Genomic DNA, 16,426 nt, shown 5'->3' with positions numbered 1-16,426 from the left:
CTCCGGGCCTACGCCGGTCCGGCCGCGACGGCCCGCTCGGTGGCGGCCCGGACCGCGGCCTCCTGTGCGGGCAGCAGGGGCACCCGCGGCGGACGGCAGCCGCCCCCGTACCGCCCGACGACGTCCATGGACACCTTGATGGCCTGCACGAACTCCACCCTGGAGTCCCAGCGCAGCAGCGGGTGCAGCCGCTCGTACAGCTTCCTGGCCGTGCCCAGGTCTCCCGCGACGGCCGCGCGGTACAGCTCGGCGCACGCTCTCGGCAGCGCGTTCGGGCAACCCGCCACCCAGCCCTTCGCACCCGCGATCGCCAGCTCCAGCAGCACGTCGTCGGCGCCGACCAGCAGGTCCAGTTCCGGGGCGAGTTCGGCGATCCGGTAGGCGCGGCGGACGTCGCCGGAGAACTCCTTCACGGCCTGGATGCACCCCTCGGCGTGCAGCTCGGCCAGGAGTTCCGGCACGAGGTCGACCTTGGTGTCGATCGGATTGTTGTACGCCACCACCGGCACCCCCGCCTTCGCGACCTCCGCGTAGTGCGCGAGCACCGAACGCTCGTCGGCACGGTAGGCGTTGGGCGGCAGCAGCATCACCGCCCGGCAGCCGGCGTCGCGCGCCTGCTCGGCCCAGCGGCGGGCCTCGGCGGACCCGTACGCGGCGACGCCGGGCATGACGCGCTCCCCGCCGATCGCGCCGACGGCCGTCTCCACCACCCGGGCCCGCTCCTCGGGGGTGAGCACCTGGTACTCCCCCAGCGATCCGTTGGGCACCACGCCGTCGCAGCCGTTCTCGACGAGCCAGGCACAGTGCTCGGCGTACCGGTCGTGGTTCACGGAGAGGTCGTCGTTCAGCGGAAGCGCGGTGGCGACGAGAATGCCACGCCAGGGGCGGTGGCCGGTCATGAGGGTCCTCCATCGGTCGGGTGGGTGTCCGCGCGCCCCCTCGGGCGGGTGTGCTCACGGGCCAGGACGCCGAGCGGCACGGGGTGTGCGAACGGCCTTCTGGAGGGGGCGAGTTCGCAGCCGGCGAGCCCGGCGACCCCGGGCGCGCAGACCCGGCCCTGGCACCAGCCCATGCCGGCCCGGGTCAGCAGCTTCACCGTGCGCAGGTCCCCGGCGCCGAGCTCCGCGACGGCCTCGCGGATCGCGCCGGCGGTGACCTCCTCGCAGCGGCAGACGACGGTGCCGTCGCGGACCTGCTCCGTCCAGTGCGCGGGCGGCTCGTACACGGAGCCGAGCGCGGCGGCGAACTTCCGCAGCCGGGTACGGGACCTGGCGGCCGCGGCCCACTCGCGCGGGTCCGCCGCGCCGCCTCCCAGCCGGGCCGCGGCCGAACGTCCGGCGATGTGGCCCTCGGCGAGCGCGAGGGCGTGGCCGCCGACGCCGGTGGCCTCGCCCGCGGCCCAGACGCCCGGCACGTCGGTGCGCTGCTCGTCGTCGACGTCCACGGCCAGGCCGTCGAGGCGGCAGCCCAGGGTCTCGGCGAGGTCGGTGTGCGGGAGCAGGCCGTGGCCGACGGCCAGGGTGTCGCAGGGGATACGGCGCCCGGTGCCGGGCCTGACCCGGCCCCCGCCGTCCAGCGCGGCGACCGTCACGGCCTCCAGCCGGTCGCCGCCGTGCGCCTCGACGACGGTGTGCCGGGCGAGCGTGCGCACGCCGTGCCGCAGCAGCCGGGCGGCGTATCCGGCCCCTTCGGCGACCTTGCCCGGCTGCGCCGCCAGGGCCCGGGCCCGCCGTACGAACGCCCGGGCGGCGGCGGACTCCACGAGGGCGGCGATCTCGGTCCCGGCCGCGGCGAGGCCGGCCGCCACGGGCAGCAGCAGCGGCCCGGTGCCGGCCACCACGGCGGTACGCCCGGGCACCACGAGCGCGCCCTTGAGCATGGCCTGCGCGCCGCCCGCGGTCAGGACGCCGGGGAGGGTCCAGCCGGGGAAGGGCAGCACCTTCTCGTATCCACCGGTGGCCAGCAGGACGGCGTCGGCGTCCACGGTGGCCGGCTCCTGGTCGGGGCCGAGCAGGGCGTGCACGGTGAAACGGGCCGGCTGCCGCTCCGCGAACCAGACCTGATGCTCCGTCAGGTGGCGTACGGTGCCGGCCCTCAGATGCGCGTCGAGCGCCGCCTGCAGCCGCTGCCACGTCCGCCGGTCGTGGTGCGGCGCCTGCGGCCGGCGCGCGCGGAGCCCGGGGGCGGGCTGCCGGTGGAACTGGCCGCCCGCCCGCGCGGCCGCGTCGAGCAGCGTGACCCGGACGCCGTGTGCCGCGGCGGCCACGGTGGCGGCGAGGCCCGCCGGGCCCGCGCCGATCACGGCGAGGTGCGGGGCCGCGGAAGGCCGGTCAGCCATGGCGGCCCGTCCCCTCCTGCGTACGGATCGCGTCGCCCGGTTCCAGGGTGACCAGGCAAGCCCGCCGGTTCGGGCGGTCGTTGACGGTCACCAGGCAGTCGTGGCAGACGCCGATGCCGCAGAAGACGCCGCGCGGGCGGCCCGTGCCGCGCGTGGTCCGCCAGGAGGTGACGCCGGCCGCCCAGAGCGCGGCGGCGACGGTCCGGCCGGGCAGCGCCTCGATCTCACGGCCGTCCAGGGTGACGGTGAAGACGGGGCCCGGGTGGGCGTCGGCCAGGTCGAGCGGGGAGCTCACGAGACCTCCTCGGCGAAGCGGTCGGGGCGGAAGGGCGCCAGGTCCAGGTCGGGCCTGCGCGCGGTGAGCAGCTGCGCGATCAGGTGCCCGGTGCCGGTGGACAGGCCGATGCCGGCGCCCTCGTGGCCGCAGGCGTGGAGGAGGCCGGGGACCCGGGGGTCGGGGCCGACGGCCGGGAGGTGGTCGGGCAGGTAGGGGCGGAAGCCGAGGTAGGAGCGGATGGCGTGGACGTCGGCCAGGAAGGGGAACAGCCGGGTGGCGTGCGCCGCCAGGGCCCGCAGCGCGGGCAGGGAGAACGACCGGTCGAAGCCGACCCGTTCGCGGCTCGCGCCGATCAGGACCGGCCCGGCGGCCGTGCCCTCCACGACGGGCGAGGTCTGCAGCGCGGCCGAGTCACTGGCCACGTCGGCCACGTAGTCGGCGGCGTACACCTTGTGCCGGACCAGGCGCGGCAGCGGCTCGGTGACGAGGACGAAGCCGCGCCGCGGGAGGACGGGGAGGGTCGCTCCGGCGAGTGCGGCGATCTCGCCGCCCCAGGTGCCGGCCGCGTTGACCAGCGCCGGGGCGTGGATGTCGCCGTGATCGGTACGGACGCCGAGCACCGCGCCCCCGGGGGTGCGCAGGACGCCCGTCACGGTCCGCCCGGTCAGCAGGCGCGCCCCCGAGGCCCGGAGCAGACGCGCGGCCGCCAGGGCGGGCATGACCTGGGCGTCCTGCGGGTAGTGCACGGCTCCGGGCAGCCCCGGGGCGAGGTGGGGCTCGAGGCGGTACAGGGCGTCGCCGTCGACCGGTTCGGCGAGGACTCCCGCGGCACGCTGCGCGGCGGCGAGGCGCTCCAGCGCGGTCAGGCCGCCCGGGGAGGTGGCCACCACGACGCCGCCCTTGGCCTCGTACTCGATGAACTCGCCGAATTCCCCGGCCAGTTCGCCCCACAGCCGGTTCGACAGGAGCGCGAGGTCCAGTTCCGGACCCGGCTCCTTGTCGGAGACCAGGAGGTTGCCCTCCCCCGCGCCGGTCGTGCCGCCGGCCACGGGACCGCGGTCCACGACGACGACGTCCAGGCCCGAGCGGGCCGCGTACAGAGCGCATGCGGCGCCGGTCATTCCGGCGCCGACGACCACGACATCGCAGGTCAGCGGGTTGGCCACGGCAGTACTATGTCACATACCACAACCGTTGGGAACCACCGCGCGCCCCAGCCGCGCCGACCCGGCCCGCCGGACCACCGCTGGGGCGGCCTTAGACCCGGCTCCCGGTGGCCGTGTCCGAGGACAGCCGCTGAGCGACGTAGATCGGGACGACGGACAGCAGCACCAGCACGGCCGCCACCACGTTCACCACCGGCGCCTGCCGCGGTCTGGTCATGTTGTCGAAGATCCAGATGGGCAGCGTCTCGACGCCCGGCCCCGCCGTGAAGGTCGTCACCACGATCTCGTCGAAGGAGAGCGCGAAGGCCAGCAGCCCGCCCGCGAACAGCGCCGAGCGCACCAGCGGGAAGGTGACGTCGGCGAAGGCGCGGAAGGTGTCGGCGCCCAGGTCCATCGCCGCCTCCTCGTAGGAGCCGGCGGTCCGCCGCAGCCGGGCCACGACGTTGTTGAAGACGACCACGATGCAGAAGGTGGCGTGGCCGACGATCACGGTGAACAGGCCGAGCCCCAGCCCGAGGGGCTCGAGCACCGTGCCGAAGGCCGAATTGAGGGCGATGCCCGTGACGATGCCCGGCAGGGCGATCGGCAGGACGACCACGAAGGAGACGGTGCCGCGGCCGAAGAACCGGTGCCGGGCGACGGCGAAGGCGATCAGCGTGCCGAGGACCAGGGCGATGGCGGTGGCGCCGAGACCGGCCTTGACCGACACCCACAGCGCCGCACGGGCACCGGCGTTGTGCCGGGCGACCTCCCACCAGTGGAGGGTGAACCCGGGCGGCGGCCAGCTCGCGCTGCGGTCCGGGCTGAGGGAGTTGACGAGGACGAGCAGCAGCGGCACGTAGATCACGGCGAACCCGAGCGCGGCGGCGACGCGCAGCGCGATGCGGGCGGACCGGCTGAGTGTCATATGAGGCAGCACCCCGTTTCAGTCACCACAGGACTCCGTCCCGGACGGCACGGCCCCGCCTCACAGGCTGCTCAGCGCGCCCGTGCGGCGCATGGCCAGCAGGTAGACCACGATGACGACCACCGGCACCGTGCCGAGCGCGGCCGCCATCGGGAGGTTGAGTTCGACGTTGGAGTAGACGACGTTGCCGATGAGCTGGGTCTTGCCGCCGACGATCTGCACGGTGATGTAGTCGCCGAGGCTGAGCGAGAAGGTGAAGATCGATCCGGCGGCGACGGACGGCAGCACCATCGGCAGGACCACCGACCGGAAGGTGCGCCAGCTCCTCGCGCCCAGGTCGGCCGAGGCGTCGAGGAGGGCGGCGGGCAGCTGCGCCAGGGCGGTGTGGATCGGCAGGATCATGTACGGCAGCCAGAGGTAGGTCAGGGTCAGCACGGTGGCCGGCAGGCCGTATCCGGGGCCCGACATCCCGAACGGCCTCAGCATCCAGTCGGCCGGCCCGCCCTCGGACAGGATCAGCCGCCAGGCGTACACCTTGACCAGGTAACTGGCCCACAGCGGCGTGAGGATGGCGACCACCAGCAGCGGCCGCCGGGCCGGCCGGGCCACCCGGGCGGTGTAGAAGGCGAGCGGGAAGGCGATCACCACGCACACCAGGGTGACGGCGAGGGCCACACCGACGCTGCGCAGGACCACCTGCCGGTAGACGGGGACGGTCAGCAGCTGGTGGAAGTTGTCGGTCGACCAGGCCTTCACCACCTGGGAGGTGAAGGAGTTCGTCGTCCAGAAGGCGGAGACGAACAGGACGGCGAGCGAACCGAGGTAGAGGACCGTCAGCCACAGCAGCGGGGCGGTCAGCAGCAGGGTGAGCCGGAGCCGGGGACGGCGGTGCAGCGCCCCGGCGAGGCGCCGGACGGTGCCCCGCCCGGCGCCCGCCTCGACGGCGGTCACGCGCTCAGCCCTTGATCTCGGTCCAGGCCTGGACCCACTTGGCGTACGGCACGCACTTCACGTCCGTCCGGCCGTCCAGGCACTGCTCGATGGGGGTGTTCCAGAAGGCGATCTTCTTCCAGTATTTCTCGTCGGCCGCGTGGTAGACCGTGCAGAAGTTCCTGTCACTGGTCAGGGCGCACGCCTTGGAGTTGGCGGGTGCCTCGCCGAAGTACTCGGCGACCTGGGCGTTGACCTTCGGCGAGACGATCCAGTTCAGCCATTTGTAGGCGCAGTTGGGGTGTTCGGCCTTGGCGTAGACCATCCAGGTGTCGGACCAGCCGGTCGAGCCCTCCTCGGGTACGAAGGCCCTGACCTCGGCGCCCTCGTCGGCGGCGAGGTTGGCGATGACCTGCCAGGTGGTGCCGATCACGGAGTCGCCGCTCTTGAAGGCGGAGACCTCCTTGAGGTAGTCGCTCCAGTACTCGCCGACGTATCCGTTCTGCTTCTTCAGCAGGGCCACGGCGGCGTCGAACTGCTTCTGGTCGAGCGCGTAGGGATCCTTGATCTTCAACTCGGGCCTGGTGGCCCGGAGATACAGCGCGGCGTCGGCGATGTAGATCGGGGAGTCGTAGGCGGTGACATGCCCCTTGTACGGGGCGGCGTCGTCGAAGACGGCCGCCCAGGAGGTGGGGGCGGGGGTGACCTTCCGGGTGTTGTACATCAGCAGGTTGGCGCCGCGGCCGTGCGGGATGCCGTACATCCGGCCCTTGACGGAGTTCCAGCTGCCGTTCTTCAGCCCGGCGAAGACGTCCTTGTAGTTGGGCACGAGCCTGGTGTTGACGGGGGCCGCGTCGCCGGATGCGATCAGGCGCAGGGAGGCGTCGCCGGAGGCGGAGACGGCGTCGTACTCGCCGGTCTTCATGAGCTTGACCATCTCGTCGGAGCTGGCGGCGACCTTGGAGTTGACCCGGCAGCCGGTCTGCTTCTCGAAGCCGGTGACCCAGTCGGCCTTGGGGTCGTTGGAGCCGTCCTCGACGTAGCCGGCCCAGGCGATCAGGTTGACCTCGCCCTCGGTCCTGCCGAGTTTCGTGGGCGCCTTGAGGTCCGGGGGGTTGAGCCCGGTGGCGGAGGAGCCGCCGCCGGAGCCGGAGGAGCCGCACGCGCCGGCGGCGAGGAGCATGGCGGCGGCACAGGCCGCGGCCTTGAGGCTTCGGGTGAGACGCACGTCGTTCTCCCTGCGGTGTGGGGGCTTCGGTGCCGGGGCCGGGACTCAGCGGGTGTCGGGGAGCGGGACGGTGTGACGGCGGTGCCACCGCAGGCGCACCCGCGTGCCGCGGTAGGCGGCGACGTCCTCGGCGGAGGTCTCGAGGTTCTGCTGGAGCGCGGTGAGGCGCCCGCCGGCGTCGAGGTCGACCAGGAACCGGGTGCTGTCGCCCAGGTAGACGACCTCCGCGACGGTGCCGGTGGCGCCCGCGTGGTCGGGTTCGTCGCTCTCCGCGGACTCCTTCAGGACCCGGATCTTCTCGGGGCGGATGCTGTAGAGGCCGGGGGCGCCGACGACGCGCTGGGCGGCCTCGCCGTCGAGCAGGTTCGAGGTGCCGACGAAGGAGGCGACGAAGGGGGTGGCGGGGCGTTCGTAGATCTCGGCCGGGGTGCCCACCTGCTGGACGCGGCCCTGGTCGAAGACGGCGATGCGGTCGCTCATCGTCAGGGCTTCCTGCTGGTCGTGGGTGACGAGGACGAAGGTGATGCCGACCTCGCGCTGGATCTCCTTGAGCTCGACCTGCATCCGCTCGCGCAGCTTGAGGTCGAGGGCCCCGAGCGGTTCGTCCAGGAGCAGCACGCGGGGGCGGCCGACCAGGGCGCGGGCGAGGGCGACGCGCTGGCGCTGGCCGCCGGAGAGCTGCGCGGGGCGGCGGGCGCCGAAGCCTTCCAGGCCGACCTCGGCGAGGGCCTTGCGGGACCGGACCAGGCGTTCGGCCTTGGGCACCTTGCGGATTCTGAGGGCGTAGGCGACGTTCTGCTCGACGGTCATGTGCGGGAACAGGGCGTAGTCCTGGAAGACCGTGTGCACGTCCCGCTCGAACGGGGCGAGGCCGGTCACCTCCTGGCCCGCGAGCTCGATACGGCCGGCGGTCGGGGTCTCGAACCCGGCGATCAGGCGCAGGACGGTGGTCTTGCCGGAGCCCGAGGGACCGAGCATCGAGAAGAACTCCCCGTCGCCGATCTCCAGGTCGATCCCGGCCACGGCGGTCGTCTCCCCGAACGACTTGTGCAGACCGTGCAGCCGGATCGCGCTTCCCTCCATGCACGGGAACCTTTCTGGCGCTCTCGTCCGTTGCACGGAAAGATATGAAGTCATAGTTCAAAGCTCAAGTCCCCCTCAGGGCAAAGCTTGAGTCAACGCGCAAGGTGGTGGCCGTGATGCAGCAGCGGACGGACGGCGGGGCCCGCAGGGCCGTCTTCGCCCCGGTGGACAACCGGGCGCGGGTGGACGCGGTCGTCCGCCGGATCGGCGACGCCATCGAGCTCGGCCTGCTCGCCGACGGGGAGCAGCTGCCCGGTGAGAGCGAGCTGGCCGGGCAGCTCGGCGTGTCCACCGTGACCCTGCGGGAGGCGCTGATGGCCCTTCGCCAGCAGGGCCTGGTCACCACCCGCCGGGGCCGCGGCGGCGGCTCCTTCGTCTCCCTGCCCGAGGCCCCGGGCGCGGAGCGCCTCAGGGCCCGGCTGCGCGGCTGGAGCACCGAGGAGCTGCGCGACCTCGGCGACCACTGGGCCGCCCTGTCGGGCACGGCGGCCCGGCTCGCCGCCGAGCGCACCGAGCCCGGCGACCTCGTCCGACTGCGGCGCACCGCCGAGGAGTTGGCCCGGGCGGCGGACACCGCGGCGCGCAGCCGCCTCTACGGCCGCTTCCATGTGGAGCTGGCCGCCGCCGCGCAGTCGGCCCGGCTGACCCGGGAGCAGGTCTCGCTGCAGACCGAGATCGGCGCCGTGCTCTGTCTTGTGCTCGGGGACGACGCATATCGTGAAGAGGTGGCGGACCGTCACCGCTCCGTGATCTCGGCGGTGCACGATGGAGTGCGTGAGACGGCCAGGGAACTGGCCGAGCGGTGCGTCCAGGAGTCCACGGCGCGGCTCGTCGCCCTCCGCCTGACGCTGTAGGCCGCGCCGCGCCCGGTCCCCGTCCGCTGGAGGGCGCATGAGCCTCGCCACGGCGGCAGCCGGCACGGCACCGGAGAGGGCGGTCGCGGCAGGCGTCCGCTCCGCTCTGGAGAGCGTGTTCGAGGCTGTGGCCGCCACCCGCACCGACACCGCCCGGCTGCTGGACCGGGTGGCCGCCGAGGGCCGCCGCCCCGCGACCGTGGACCTCGCCGCGCTGCGTCCGGGGCTCCATCTGCGGCTGGCGCGGCAGGAGTTGATCTCCGGGGTCGGCTTCGTCGCGGCCCCGGGCCTGCTCGGCGACGTCCCGGCCTGGCTGGAGTGGTGGCAGAGCGACTCCGACGGCGGCGTACGGCCGCTGTTGCTCGACCTCGACCCCGAGCGGTCGGCGTACGCGGACTACACCCACTGGGACTGGTTCACCGTCCCCCGCGACACCGGCGAACGCGCGGTGGCCGGACCCTACGTCGACTACCTCTGCTCCGACGAGTACAGCCTCACGCTGTCCGTGCCGGTGCGGACTGCGGGACACTTCGCCGGGGTGGCCGCGGCGGACGTGTATCTGCGGCACTTCGAGGCGGCCGTGCTGCCGATGCTGCGCCGGCTGCCGGGGCCGGCCCACCTGGTGAACGCGCGCGGCCGGGTGACCGCCTCCGCCGACCCGGCCCGTCTCGCCGGGTCGCTCACCAGGGGGCCGGACTTCGCGGCCGTACTGGAGCGGGCGCGGCCCGGACGGTTCCGGGGGCTGCGGCTGATCCCGTGCCGGGACGTCCCGCTGGTGCTCGTGGTCGCGCGGGAGTGAGCGCGGTGCCGGTGATCAGGCCTGCTCGGTGGGCACCACCGTCAGGTGCGCCGCCGCCCGCCGCGCCCTGCGCGCCCGGGGCCGGTCGCGGCGGGTCTCCCGCAGCACCAGCGTGATCCGGGTGTAGCCCAGGTCCTGAAGGGCCGGCGGCGTCTCGTCCACCACGCGGCACTCGGTGGTGCCCCAGCGCGGGTCGGGGTGCTTCAGGGGGCGTACGGCACCGTCGTGCGCCACGGCCCGTTCGCCCACGGCGCGGATCCAGTGCGGCAGGCCCTGCCGGTAGGCGGCCTCCATGATCGGGTCCTGGGCGATGTCGCGGCGGATGGACTGCAGTGCGTGGTCGTGACCGTAGCGCTCCACGGCGGCCGCGAAGTGCGCCAGCATCGGCAGGCACCAGCTCGACTCGTGCGCGCCGAGGACCGTGGCCGCGTCGGGGTGGAAGAGGACGAACCTGAGGAAGTTGTCGGCCGGCATGGCCGTCGGGTGCGGGCCCACCTCGCGGAAAAGTGACGCGAAAGCGTTGTTGGAGGCGACGACGTCCCACCGGTGGTCCAGGACGACGGACGGAAAGGGAACGGCCTCCAGGAGGACCGCGTAGTCCTCCAGGTACGCCTGGGCGTCGAGACTCTCGGGGTCGGACAGCGGCGCCGACCGCTGCCCACCTGCCTGATATGCCATCGGGAGGTCACCCCTCTTGCCTCTGCGGCCTTCACGCGGCGCCTTGATCCTGCGGTCCCGAGGTGGATCGTGTCAACTATCGTGGCATTTCGTACTGGTTGACGGCTGAAATTGGCCACAGTTGTGGCGACGTCTGGATGTGAGTTCGAACTACCCGGTAATCTCCGTCGAGTTCACGGCAACCGCTTGTGAGAAGCCTGTGAGATACGTAGGAGATCTGTCGGTGACGGAAGGCTTCGATGGCCCGGGCACCACGGCGGCGAGCGCTGCTCTGCCGGCCGTCGTCGCCCGCGTCACCGCGCTCGCCGACCGGCTCGGCGTGGCCCACGCGGAGGTCTTCGACACGGGCCGCCTGTCCGCCGCCTCCGGGGTGCCCGAGCCCGTGGTCAGGGCGCTGCTGAACGGCCACCCGGCGGGCGAGCCGGATGTCCAGGCGCGGTTCCTGCAGCGCCTGGACCTGCTGCGGCGCACCCGGCTCAAGCCCAACGGGCGCAAGTACACCCAGCAGGAGATCGCCGACGGCGCGGGCATGTCGCGCCAGCAGGCGGGGGCGCTCATCAACGGCGACCGGCGCCCCACCATGGAGCACTGCGACGCCATCCAGCGCTTCTTCCGGGTGCACGCCGGCTTCCTCACGGCCGAGGACCCCGAGGCCCTCACCGGAGCGCTGCAGAGCACCGAGCAGGAGCTGCTGCAGAAGCTCGCCGAGCGGGAGGAGGCCGCGGCCTCCGACGATCCGCTGGAACGGCTGCTCCAGGACCACGGAGTGCGCGGGATCGCCTGGCGGGCCGCGCAACTGCCCACCGACCAGCACCGCGACAAGGTCGCCGAGTGGCTGGACATGCTCCTGGAGAGCGTCAAGCGGCCCGAGTCCTGAACCGGCGGCCGCAGCCGCGCGGACAGCCCGGGCCCTCCCCCCCACCAGGCGTTCCGCGGACGTGCCGGCCCCGTCGGGCGGGCGGGTCGTCGCACAGGACGCCGCCGCTCGGGCGACGCCTCGACCTGGGCCGGAGCCCCGTTGTCAGTGGTGGCGGGCAAGCTGGAGTCGCGCCCTTCCGTACGGGCGTGCAGAGACGACGCCGACAGGGGAGAGCCGACGATGCCCACCGCCGTACTGACCGACCGCGAGCGGACCGCCGTGCAGGCCTATCTGCGCCTGTTGCACACCGTACGAGCCGCCTTCGACGGTCCGCCCGGCGATCCGCGACCACCCGTCGTGCCGCCCGCCGTGCTCCAGGAGGCCGAACAGGCGCTGGCGGCCGCCGGCCTGACGGGCAACGAGGAGGAGTTCTTCCGCCTGCTGCAGACCTGGTGCCCGGAGCCGTGACGGCCGCTCAGCGGGACCTCAGGGGGTGCGGGAGACGGTGACCGCGGTCGCCACCAGCCCCCGCTGGACGGTCCACCGGCCCTCGAAGCGGCCGAGGCGCCGGCCGCCGACCAGCGGGCCGGGGACGAGGAGTTCGGCGCGGAAGCCGCCGCGCAGCGCCGCGCCCGGGTCGAGGGAGACCTCGATGTCGGCCTCCGTGAACTCCAGCCACCGCCCGGTGAGGGGGAACCACGCCTTGTAGACGGACTCCTTGGCGCTGAACAGCAGCCGGTCCCAGTGGACCTCGGGGTGCCGCCCGGTCAGGCGGCGCAGTGCGGCCGCCTCGGTGGGCAGGGCCACGGCCTCCAGGACGCCCTCTGGGAGCGGCTGGTGGGGTTCGGCGTCGATGCCGAGGGATGCCAGGTCGGTCGCCCGGACCAGGGCGGCGGCACAGTAGCCGTCGCAGTGGGTCATGCTGCCGGCGAGCCCGGGCGGCCAGCCCGGCGCGCCGCGCTCGCCGGGCAGCAGGGGCCGCGGCGGCACGCCGAGCTTGTCCATGGCGCGGCGCGCGCAGGCCCGTACGAGGGCGAACTCGCGGCGGCGCTTGGGCACCGCCCGCGCCACCACCGCGGCCTCCTCCGGGTACAGCGGCGCGTGCTCGCTCCCGTCGCCGTGCACCTCCACGGCCACCACCTCGGGCGGCAGCAGCTCCTCGATCACCCGGTGCCTCCCTCGGTCGGCAGGACGCGGCGAAGGCGTCCCGGCGGTTCGGGCCGCCTGCGCCACTCGCGTGGGTAGCCGACCGAGACCTCCTCGAAGCGGACGCCCTGGTGGAAGGTGGTCCGCGGGATGTGCAGATGCCCGTAGACCATCGTCTCCACGCGGAAGCGCCGGTGCCAGTCCGCGGTCAGCTCCGTGCCGCACCACATGGCGAACTCGGGGTACCACAGGACGTCGCAGGGGTGGCGGTGCAGCGGGTAGTGGTTGACGAGCACGGTGGGCAGCTCCGCGGGCAGTCCGGCGAGTCTGCGCTCGGTCTCGGCGACCCGGGCCCGGCACCAGGCCTCCCGGCTCGGGTGCGGGTCGGGGTGGAGCAGGTACTCGTCGCTGCACACGACGCCGGTGCCGTGCGCGTACTCGAGGCCCTGCGCCTTGGTGGCGCAGCCGGCCGGCAGGAACGAGTAGTCGTAGAGCAGGAAGAGGGGCGCGACGGCGACGGGGCCGCCGGGGCCCCGCCAGACGGGGTAGGGGTCCTCGGGCGTGGTGACGCCGAGTTCGCGGCACATCGCGACGAGGTGCTCGTAGCGGGCGACGCCGCGCAGGGTGACCGGGTCCCTGGGATGGGTCCACAGCTCGTGGTTGCCCGGCGCCCAGACCACCTTGGCGAAGCGGCTCGCGAGGGTCTTCAGGGCCCAGCGGATGTCGGACACGGTCTCCGAGACGTCGCCGGCCACCAGCAGCCAGTCCCGGTCCGACCCGGGGCGCAACTCCTCGACCAGGGCGCGGTTCTCGGGATACCCGATGTGCAGGTCGCTGATGGCCAGCAGCTGTCCGGCACCCCCGGCCGTCGTCGTCACCTCGCGTCCCCCTCCGCGCACCGGGCGCACTCGCGAACGGACACCACGACAGCACATGGCACCGCCTGCCGACAAGGCGGCCCGGCGGGTGCGCGGGGTCCGGCGACGACGGGTGCGGAGGATCCCAGGGGATCCGTAACACGGACGTTGCACGCGCGACCCTCGCGAGGCCGTATGATCGCCCCGACACCGCCGCCTCGCCTTCCCTTCCGACAGGGGCGGTTCGGTGACCCTCCAAACACCCCTGCCCGGGCACGGGCCGCTCCGCCCTGCCCGCGAACCGTGAAAGGCGGCCTGCATGGTCTCTCGCGTACGCGTCTGGCTCAACCGCACGTACGCGGAGAACGTGTTCTTCATGGATCAGCTGCGCCGAAATCCCAGCGATCGCGCGGTGAAGATCCACGCGACGCACGGGGACCCGGACTCCCCCGTGCTGGCCGCCGCCGACACCGCCGAGCTGGAGCCGGAGGGCCTGTCCCCGGCCGGGTACGTGGAGTTCGCGCTGGACCAGTGCCGGCGGCGCGGCATCGACGTGTTCGTGCCCCGGCTGCACCAGTCGGCGGTCGCGGCGCACCGCGCGGAGTTCGAGGCCGCGGGAACGGCGCTGCTGGCGCCGCCGCCGGAGGCCGTCGCCGTCTTCGAGGACAAGGTCATCGCCTACGAGGCCGTGCAGGCGATCGGGGCGCCGGTGCCGCCGTGGTGGCGGGTGCGCTCTGCGGAGGAACTGATCTCCGCCGTCGAGGAGTTGGAGGCGGACGGGCACACGGCGTGCTTCAAGCCCGCGTCCGGAGCGGGCGGGGTGGGCTTCCGCATGATCACCCGCTCCCCCTTCTCGATGACGCACCTCAGCGGCTTCCCCAGCCCGTACGTGCCGCTCGACCTGGTCGTCGCGGCGCTGCGGCGGGCCGACGAGCCCGTCGACTGGCTGGTGATGCCGCTGCTGGAGCAGCCGGAGGTGTCGGTGGACTGCCTCACCGGCCCCGACAGCAAGGTCCGGCTGGCCGTCGGCCGCACCAAGAACGGCCGCCGCCGCGGATTCACGCTGCACGAGCAGTGGCTGGAGCCGGCGCGGCGGATCGCGGAGGGCTTCGGGCTGCACCACCTCTCCAACATCCAGTTCCGCGTGTACGGCGACCGGCCGGTCCTGATGGACGTCAACACCCGCCCGGCCGGCGGGCTGCACCAGCTCTCCCTGTGCGGCCTCAACGCCCCCTGGGCGGCCGTGCAGCTGGCACTGGGCGAGGACCCGGGCGAGATCACGCCGCCCTTCCTCGGCCAGGACTACACGGTGGTGTCCGGGCCCCGCCCGCTGCGCCCGGTGGCGCTGCCGCAGCAGCGCGCCCAGGAGGCGGAGCCCCTGCTGCCCGCCGTGCCCGCCCCGGTGGCGGAACCGGCCCGGGCCGCCACCACGGACAGCGGCGTCCGGGCGGCCACGCGGACCTGAGCGCACGCGGAGCCGACCGCTCCGCGCCGCCGACCGGTATGGACCAATCAGCGCGCAGCACCTTGACACCGCGATTGGTCCATACCAACTTGGTTGCGCACCTTCCTGCACTCCCGAACACCCCCATTTCCCCTGGGAGATCGCATGCGCAACACGTCCGGGCGTCACAGACGCCGTTTCCTCGCACTGCTCGGCTCCGCCGCCCTCGCTCTCGCCGGAGCCATCGCGCTGCCCGGCACCGCCCAGGCGGCCAACATCCTGTCCAACCCCGGCTTCGAGTCGGGCGGCCTCTCCCCGTGGACCTGCTCCGGCAACCTCGGCTCCGTCGTCTCCTCCCCCGTGCACGGCGGCTCCAAGGCCCTGCAGGGAGCGGTGACCTCCAGCGACAACGCGCAGTGCACCCAGACGGTGTCCGTGCAGCCGAACACCACCTACTCGCTCAGCGGCTGGGTGCGCGGCTCCTACGTGTACCTGGGCGTCGACGGCGGCGCCTCCACCTGGACCACGTCACCGTCGGCGTACAGCCTGCTCTCCGTCTCCTTCACCACCGGCGCCTCGCAGACCAGTGCGAAGATCTACGTCCACGGCTGGTACGCGCAGGGCACGTACTGGGCCGACGACATCAGCCTGGACGGCCCCGGCGGCGGGGGCGGCGGAGGCGACACCCAGGCGCCGACCGCGCCCACCGGGCTGACCTCGACCGGCAAGACCTCCTCGAGCGTGTCGCTGAAGTGGAACGCGTCCACCGACAACACCGGCGTGACGGCGTACGACGTCTACAGCGGCTCCAACCGGGTGCTCAGCGTCTCCGGCACCAGCGCCACGGTCGGCGGGCTCTCGGCCGGCACGGCCTACACCTTCACCGTCAAGGCGCGTGACGCGGCCGGCAACACCTCCGCGGCCTCCAACTCCGTGAGCGTGACGACGGACGCGGGCGGCGGTGGCGGTGGCGGCTTCAAGCAGGCCGCGCCCTACCTCTACGAGGGCTGGGGCGATCCGCCGAGCCCGTCGACGGTGATGAGCGCGACCGGCGTCAAGTGGTTCACGATGGCCTTCGTGCTCGACTCCGGCGGCTGCAACCCGGCCTGGGACGGCAGCCGGCCGCTGACCGGCGGCGCCGACCAGAGCGCGATCAACGCCATCCGCTCCGCGGGCGGCGACATCGTGCCCTCCTTCGGCGGCTGGCAGGGCAGCAAGCTCGGCGCCAACTGCTCCTCCGCGAGCGCGCTCGCCGGCGCCCTGCAGAAGGTGATCGACGCCTACTCGCTCAAGGCGATCGACATGGACATCGAGAACACCGACGAGTTCGAGAACGAGGCCGTCCAGGCGAAGATCCTCACCGCGCTGAAGACGGTCAAGGCGAACAACCCCGGCCTGAGGACCATCGTCACCTTCGGCACGTCGACCACCGGCCCGACGTACTACGGCAACCGGCTCATCGAGCAGGCGCAGTCGCTGAACGCCGGCATCGACGTCTTCACGATCATGCCCTTCGACTTCGGCGGCGGCTCCGACATGTACGGCAACACCGTCAACGCCGCGGAGGGGCTGAAGGCCAAGCTGAAGTCGACCTTCGGCTGGGACGACGCCACCGCGTACTCCCACATCGGAATCTCCGGCATGAACGGTCTCTCCGACCAGCAGGAGACCACCACTCCGGCGATCTGGTCGCAGGTCCGCGACTGGGCGAACAGCCACCACATCGCCCGGCTCGCCTTCTGGTCGGTCAACCGCGACCGGCCGTGCCCCGGCGGCGGCGTGGTGAGCAACTGCTCCGGCATCAGCCAGAACAACTGGCAGTTCACCTCGATCACGGCCGGGTTCACCGGCTGACCCGGC

At 73.3% G+C, this 16,426-nt stretch carries 17 protein-coding genes; 6 read left to right on the top strand and 11 right to left on the bottom strand.

Features of this window, described 5'->3' with window-relative positions; translation table 11 throughout:
* Positions 1-8: 8 nt before the first annotated feature.
* The 8 genes from ACJ9NR_RS31840 to ACJ9NR_RS31805 all read right to left on the bottom strand — a co-directional run bounded on the left by ACJ9NR_RS31840 (position 9) and on the right by ACJ9NR_RS31805 (position 7,929).
* Positions 9-899 (bottom strand): dihydrodipicolinate synthase family protein, encoded by an 891-nt coding sequence (locus ACJ9NR_RS31840; protein WP_412491259.1) that lies wholly within the window; start codon positions 897-899, stop codon positions 9-11.
* Entirely contained in the window at positions 896-2,338 is a 1,443-nt protein-coding gene (locus ACJ9NR_RS31835) for an FAD/NAD(P)-dependent oxidoreductase (RefSeq protein WP_412491261.1), read from the bottom strand. The genes ACJ9NR_RS31840 and ACJ9NR_RS31835 overlap by 4 nt, the downstream gene beginning before the upstream one ends.
* Positions 2,331-2,633 (bottom strand): (2Fe-2S)-binding protein, encoded by a 303-nt coding sequence (locus ACJ9NR_RS31830; protein WP_412491263.1) that lies wholly within the window; start codon positions 2,631-2,633, stop codon positions 2,331-2,333. Before ACJ9NR_RS31830 ends, ACJ9NR_RS31835 begins: the two co-directional genes overlap by 8 nt.
* Positions 2,630-3,781 carry an NAD(P)/FAD-dependent oxidoreductase gene (locus ACJ9NR_RS31825; RefSeq protein ID WP_412491265.1) on the bottom strand — a complete coding sequence of 384 codons (1,152 nt, stop codon included), beginning with the start codon at positions 3,779-3,781 and terminating at the stop codon, positions 2,630-2,632. The genes ACJ9NR_RS31830 and ACJ9NR_RS31825 overlap by 4 nt, the downstream gene beginning before the upstream one ends.
* Positions 3,782-3,872: 91 nt before the next feature.
* Positions 3,873-4,688 carry an ABC transporter permease gene (locus ACJ9NR_RS31820; protein ID WP_412491267.1) on the bottom strand — a complete coding sequence of 272 codons (816 nt, stop codon included), beginning with the start codon at positions 4,686-4,688 and terminating at the stop codon, positions 3,873-3,875.
* Positions 4,689-4,748: 60 nt separating this feature from the next.
* Positions 4,749-5,639 (bottom strand): ABC transporter permease, encoded by an 891-nt coding sequence (locus ACJ9NR_RS31815; RefSeq protein ID WP_412491269.1) that lies wholly within the window; start codon positions 5,637-5,639, stop codon positions 4,749-4,751.
* Between the two features lie 4 nt (positions 5,640-5,643).
* Positions 5,644-6,846, bottom strand: coding sequence for an ABC transporter substrate-binding protein (locus ACJ9NR_RS31810; protein ID WP_412491271.1), 1,203 nt, complete (start codon positions 6,844-6,846; stop codon positions 5,644-5,646).
* 45 nt (positions 6,847-6,891) lie between these two features.
* On the bottom strand, positions 6,892-7,929 hold the full coding sequence (locus tag ACJ9NR_RS31805; RefSeq protein ID WP_412491273.1) for an ABC transporter ATP-binding protein: 1,038 nt from the start codon (positions 7,927-7,929) through the stop codon (positions 6,892-6,894).
* A gap of 116 nt (positions 7,930-8,045) precedes the next feature.
* Here ACJ9NR_RS31805 and ACJ9NR_RS31800 point away from each other — a divergent pair, with 116 nt between their 5' ends.
* Both ACJ9NR_RS31800 and ACJ9NR_RS31795 read left to right on the top strand, forming a co-directional pair.
* Positions 8,046-8,783 (top strand): FadR/GntR family transcriptional regulator, encoded by a 738-nt coding sequence (locus ACJ9NR_RS31800; protein WP_412491862.1) that lies wholly within the window; start codon positions 8,046-8,048, stop codon positions 8,781-8,783.
* A 37-nt stretch (positions 8,784-8,820) separates the two neighbouring features.
* Positions 8,821-9,582, top strand: coding sequence for a cache domain-containing protein (locus ACJ9NR_RS31795; protein ID WP_412491275.1), 762 nt, complete (start codon positions 8,821-8,823; stop codon positions 9,580-9,582).
* Positions 9,583-9,597: 15 nt separating this feature from the next.
* Here ACJ9NR_RS31795 and ACJ9NR_RS31790 read toward each other — a convergent pair whose 3' ends face one another.
* A complete protein-coding gene (locus ACJ9NR_RS31790) occupies positions 9,598-10,260 on the bottom strand; it encodes an MmyB family transcriptional regulator (protein WP_412491276.1) in 663 nt (220 codons plus the stop codon).
* A 223-nt stretch (positions 10,261-10,483) separates the two neighbouring features.
* On the opposite strand from ACJ9NR_RS31790, the gene ACJ9NR_RS31785 reads away from it, so the two are divergent.
* Positions 10,484-11,137 (top strand): helix-turn-helix domain-containing protein, encoded by a 654-nt coding sequence (locus ACJ9NR_RS31785; protein WP_412491277.1) that lies wholly within the window; start codon positions 10,484-10,486, stop codon positions 11,135-11,137.
* A gap of 222 nt (positions 11,138-11,359) precedes the next feature.
* Entirely contained in the window at positions 11,360-11,587 is a 228-nt protein-coding gene (locus tag ACJ9NR_RS31780; protein ID WP_412491278.1) for a hypothetical protein, read from the top strand.
* A gap of 18 nt (positions 11,588-11,605) precedes the next feature.
* Here the strand turns inward: ACJ9NR_RS31780 and ACJ9NR_RS31775 are convergent, their stop codons facing one another.
* A complete protein-coding gene (locus tag ACJ9NR_RS31775) occupies positions 11,606-12,286 on the bottom strand; it encodes a 4'-phosphopantetheinyl transferase family protein (RefSeq protein WP_412491279.1) in 681 nt (226 codons plus the stop codon).
* Entirely contained in the window at positions 12,283-13,143 is an 861-nt protein-coding gene (locus ACJ9NR_RS31770) for a metallophosphoesterase family protein (RefSeq protein ID WP_412491280.1), read from the bottom strand. The genes ACJ9NR_RS31775 and ACJ9NR_RS31770 overlap by 4 nt, the downstream gene beginning before the upstream one ends.
* A 298-nt stretch (positions 13,144-13,441) precedes the next feature.
* Here ACJ9NR_RS31770 and ACJ9NR_RS31765 point away from each other — a divergent pair, with 298 nt between their 5' ends.
* On the top strand, positions 13,442-14,587 hold the full coding sequence (locus tag ACJ9NR_RS31765) for an ATP-grasp domain-containing protein (protein WP_412491281.1): 1,146 nt from the start codon (positions 13,442-13,444) through the stop codon (positions 14,585-14,587).
* Between the two features lie 144 nt (positions 14,588-14,731).
* Positions 14,732-16,420, top strand: a complete 1,689-nt coding sequence (locus ACJ9NR_RS31760) for a carbohydrate binding domain-containing protein (protein ID WP_412491282.1) — start codon at positions 14,732-14,734, stop codon at positions 16,418-16,420.
* The last annotated feature ends 6 nt before the right edge of the window (positions 16,421-16,426 follow it).

The organism is Streptomyces sediminimaris, from assembly GCF_047049295.1.
Classification (GTDB): domain Bacteria; phylum Actinomycetota; class Actinomycetes; order Streptomycetales; family Streptomycetaceae; genus Streptomyces; species Streptomyces sediminimaris.
Note: the sequence above shows the minus strand (reverse complement) of the source record. Positions and strands in the feature narration are given on the sequence as shown.

Bases quoted from the DNA above. Each gene is read 5' to 3' on its own strand.
- ACJ9NR_RS31820 (WP_412491267.1), bottom strand. From the start codon at position 4,688: ATGACACTCAGCCGGTCCGCCCGCATCGCGCTGCGCGTCGCCGCCGCG.
- ACJ9NR_RS31795 (WP_412491275.1), top strand. From the start codon at position 8,821: ATGAGCCTCGCCACGGCGGCAGCCGGCACGGCACCGGAGAGGGCGGTC.
- ACJ9NR_RS31765 (WP_412491281.1), top strand. From the start codon at position 13,442: ATGGTCTCTCGCGTACGCGTCTGGCTCAACCGCACGTACGCGGAGAAC.
- ACJ9NR_RS31800 (WP_412491862.1), top strand. From the start codon at position 8,046: ATGCAGCAGCGGACGGACGGCGGGGCCCGCAGGGCCGTCTTCGCCCCG.
- ACJ9NR_RS31790 (WP_412491276.1), bottom strand. From the start codon at position 10,260: ATGGCATATCAGGCAGGTGGGCAGCGGTCGGCGCCGCTGTCCGACCCC.
- ACJ9NR_RS31840 (WP_412491259.1), bottom strand. From the start codon at position 899: ATGACCGGCCACCGCCCCTGGCGTGGCATTCTCGTCGCCACCGCGCTT.
- ACJ9NR_RS31805 (WP_412491273.1), bottom strand. From the start codon at position 7,929: ATGGAGGGAAGCGCGATCCGGCTGCACGGTCTGCACAAGTCGTTCGGG.
- ACJ9NR_RS31835 (WP_412491261.1), bottom strand. From the start codon at position 2,338: ATGGCTGACCGGCCTTCCGCGGCCCCGCACCTCGCCGTGATCGGCGCG.
- ACJ9NR_RS31760 (WP_412491282.1), top strand. From the start codon at position 14,732: ATGCGCAACACGTCCGGGCGTCACAGACGCCGTTTCCTCGCACTGCTC.
- ACJ9NR_RS31780 (WP_412491278.1), top strand. From the start codon at position 11,360: ATGCCCACCGCCGTACTGACCGACCGCGAGCGGACCGCCGTGCAGGCC.